Below are 3,543 nucleotides of genomic sequence, written 5' to 3'. Positions count from 1 at the left end.
CGCTTCACGAATACCCGGGCCAAGATGGGGGCATCCGAATGCGAAATCCGCTCAAACAAATCCTGATGTCGCTTGCAGCTTGTGTCCTGTGGGGCAACTCATCCTTGGCTCAGGCCAATGAGCAACCCAATGTCGTGTTGATGATGGTCGACAACCTCGGCTGGGGTGAGTTGGGCGTCTACGGTGGCGGAGTACTACGCGGGGCCGCGACCCCTCGTCTCGATGCGTTGGCCGAAGAGGGGATGAGGCTTTTGAACTTCAATGTCGAGCCACAGTGCACGCCCAGTCGTTCGGCGTTGATGACAGGTCGCCGTCCGATCCGTTCTGCCACCACGAGGGTTGTTTGGGGCGTTCCTTACGGCATGGTAGGATGGGAAGTAACCATGGCCGAGTTGTTCTCGGATGCTGGCTACTCGACCGGCATGTTTGGTAAATGGCATCTCGGTGACATGCCCGGTCGTTTCCCAACCGATCAGGGGTTCGACGAATGGTATGGCGTCGCGAACACAACGGATGAATCCGAGTATTCATCGCAGTTCCAGTTCGATGCGTCGGTTAGCGGTCAGCCGATGATTCAGGAGGCGACACGCGGCGAAACGCCTCGAGACGTCAAACCCTACACCCTTGCATCGCGTCGGGAGATCGACGGCGAACTGACGTCCCGTGCCATCGATTTCATGGAGAGATCTGTCGCCAGTGATGAGCCATTCTTTGCGTTTGTGCCCTTTACGCAGCCGCACTTGCCAACGCTGCCGCATCCGGATTTCGACGGTATCACGGGCAATGGCCATTATGCTGATGTGCTGGCCGAGATTGATTTTCGCTCCGGGCAAATCCTCGACGCGATCAGCGACCTTGGCGTTGAAGACAACACTATCGTCATCTGGCTGAGCGACAACGGGCCTGAGTACTTCCAACCATGGCACGGCACGGCTGGACCATGGCGGGGCAGCTATTTCACTGCGTGGGAAGGGTCGCTGCGCGTTCCATTCCTAATGCGGTGGCCAGGCCGCATCGAAGCGGGTTCTACCAGTAACGAAATCGTGCACTTGGTGGACATGCTGCCAACTCTGGGCCGCGTTGCTGGCTACGATGTTCCGGATGATCGGATCGTCGATGGCGTAGACCAGCTCGATTTCTTTCTGGGAGAGCAGGACACCTCGAACCGGGAAGGTTTCATCATCTACAACAACGACGACGTTTACGGCTACAAGTGGCGAAACTGGAAACTCCATCTGATCGAGCTGGAGAACATGAACAGCGATCCGCGTCCGCTCAATGTGCCTCGCGTCTTCAACCTTATCACCGACCCGAAAGAGGAATACGAGATCCAGGAGGAAGCTACCTGGATCCTGCCCATCATCTTCGAGAAGATCGTGGCATTCGAGAAGACGCTCATCGAAGAGCCACCAGTCCCGTTCGGAGTGCCGGAACCCTACGAGCCCTCGAACTAAAATCTAAAGCGAAAAGTTCGATCTCGGTGCTTGGGTGAGAGACTGAATTGTCCCGCACTGACCACACTCACATATCCGGCTATGCTGCACAACGGTTCGAACGGCCGGTTCGGTAAAACCGCACTGCAGCGTCGACGAGGGCGGCCAATGACGGGCAAGGGCCGGTCGCTACCGACCGGCCCGACTTTTCAGAGCTCTATCGCCTCCGCGATGGCAAGCGCATCTTCGAGTTCGACGCCGAGGTAGCGCACCGTGCTATCCATCTTCGTGTGGCCGAGCAAAAGCTGCACTGCGCGGAGGTTGCCAGTTTTGCGATGTATCTGCGCCACCTTGGTCTGCCGCATGGAGTGGTCCCGTAGGCGCTCGGCTCGAGACCGATAGACGTCACCCAGTCTCGGACGAGGCGGGCGTATTGCCTTGTCGAAATATGCCGGCGCTCGTGAAAGCGACCGGGCCAGAGATGCTCCGACCCCACCATCAGCGGAGCCTCGAGCCGAGCCACGATGGCTTTTCGAGTCCCCTTGGTGATCTCGAAGCTGACCGGCGTCTGGGTTTTGCTCTGGACGATCGAAGAGCGGTACTTGTCCCATCCGGCCGCATAGACGTCAGCGACCTTCAGCTTCACCAGGTCGCATCCGCGTAACTTGCTGTCGATGGCGAGATTGAAGAGCGCAAGTTCGCGCATCCGCTGAGCAATCTCGAGGCGGACCCGGATCGCCCATACATGTTTCGGCTCAAGCGGACGCTTCTGGCCGACGATGCGGCCCTTGTTCCAAGCGGGACGGCAGGCGCGGATGGCTGGCAGGTTTGTAGTCGTCATGGTGGTTCCTCCGATCCACCACGCCCGCCACGTCTTCAGCATCATGCCGACGGCCGAACATACCAAATCCGCCGCGCTGTCGCTCAACACTGAAACCCAACCGGAAGATTCCCGATCAAACCGGCCCTAATCGCAGGGGAAGGTCAAATCCACCATCGATCTTCACGTCATGTCGCTTGGAGTCCGACCGCACGTCTTTTGGTTCACGTTTTACAGGCTGTTGGGGCGCGCCTCCGATCGGGCCACCATTGCTTTTGCCATTTCGATGAACTCGGCTGCCTGGTCGGGCGTAAGCGCTGCGGTGAACATATCGTTCACGACCCGCGATTGAACCTGCATCTCATGCGCCAATGTTTCACCGCGCGATGTCACGCGTATTGATACCGAACGGCGATCGCTACGATCCCGGTCGCGTCGAATGAGGCCCTGCACTTCCAGTTTGTCCAGTAGCCGGCTTGCGGCACCTCGATCCAGACCAAGGAAGTCAGCGACATCCGACGGGGTCGATTGCTTGTCGAACACCATGGCACCGAGCACCGCGTAAGACATGCGCGTCAGGCCATGGGGCGCCAATCGGCGACTGAACTCTGCTTCCATCGAACGCGATATCAGGCTGACCCAGTATCCGAGACTTTGGTGAATGGATGTCATGCGCTCCGTTCCTGCTTCTTTGCCGTAGAAGATTGATAGTTTCAGAGGTTGACAGAATCAATCAAACAGTAATTGATAGCATCAATAACCCTGATCATGGGCGCTGCCAGATGTCTCCGTCGCTGACGACATGGGAGGACAGCATGCTTCCAATGCTTGCCGATCAGAGAAGGTTGACCATGCGACTGTGGCATGTGGTTCCGGCTGCTGGGCAGACACAGTTCGATATGCCGCCAATCGGCGGTGAACCCCTCGGGCACGGCGTCGAGGGTCTTGGTAACGGGCTCCGTGTCTTCCGCCGGCAGAATTATCGCGATGCAAGGCATTGGCCAAGACAGCCAAATGCCCCGGCTTGATCTTCAACCAAAAGGGAAATGACGAAATGCAGCATATACAAAGCCCGATATCGACGACCCTCGTCCTTGCGCTCGGGATGAGCCTTTCCCTGGCCTTGCCGGCGGACGCGGGCAAAAGGCAGGTCAAGAACACCCTCGGAGGCGCTGCGATTGGCGCGGGCGTTGGCGCGCTGGTCGGTGGCAGCTCGGGTGCGCGCAGTGGCGCGGTCGTCGGTGCGATCGCCGGCGCTGTCAAAAAGTGAACGTCTGATCCCTCAGTCAT

Annotated in this window: 3 protein-coding genes and 1 pseudogene; 2 read left to right on the top strand and 2 right to left on the bottom strand. The window is 58.3% G+C overall.

What is annotated here, in order from left to right:
* Positions 1 to 1,454 (top strand): arylsulfatase (locus ACFORG_RS20300; protein ID WP_386737396.1); only part of this gene is annotated, 1,454 nt, incomplete at its 5' end.
* Between the two features lie 188 nt (positions 1,455 to 1,642).
* On the opposite strand, the pseudogene ACFORG_RS20295 reads toward ACFORG_RS20300, so the two are convergent.
* Positions 1,643 to 2,274 (bottom strand): annotated as a pseudogene (locus ACFORG_RS20295) (tyrosine-type recombinase/integrase).
* Positions 2,275 to 2,484: 210 nt separating this feature from the next.
* Complete coding sequence (locus tag ACFORG_RS20290; protein ID WP_386737395.1) at positions 2,485 to 2,925, bottom strand: MarR family winged helix-turn-helix transcriptional regulator; 441 nt, start codon at positions 2,923 to 2,925, stop codon at positions 2,485 to 2,487.
* Positions 2,926 to 3,307: 382 nt separating this feature from the next.
* On the opposite strand from ACFORG_RS20290, the gene ACFORG_RS20285 reads away from it, so the two are divergent.
* Positions 3,308 to 3,523 (top strand): YMGG-like glycine zipper-containing protein, encoded by a 216-nt coding sequence (locus tag ACFORG_RS20285; protein WP_386737394.1) that lies wholly within the window; start codon positions 3,308 to 3,310, stop codon positions 3,521 to 3,523.
* Positions 3,524 to 3,543 lie beyond the last annotated feature (20 nt).

It is taken from the genome of Lutimaribacter marinistellae, from assembly GCF_042648365.1.
Classification (GTDB): domain Bacteria; phylum Pseudomonadota; class Alphaproteobacteria; order Rhodobacterales; family Rhodobacteraceae; genus Lutimaribacter_A; species Lutimaribacter_A marinistellae.
This window is presented reverse-complemented; position numbering and strand designations above follow the sequence as displayed.

Coding starts and splice junctions, on each gene's coding strand:
- ACFORG_RS20290 (WP_386737395.1), bottom strand. CDS start 2,925: ATGACATCCATTCACCAAAGTCTCGGATACTGGGTCAGCCTGATATCG.
- ACFORG_RS20285 (WP_386737394.1), top strand. CDS start 3,308: ATGCAGCATATACAAAGCCCGATATCGACGACCCTCGTCCTTGCGCTC.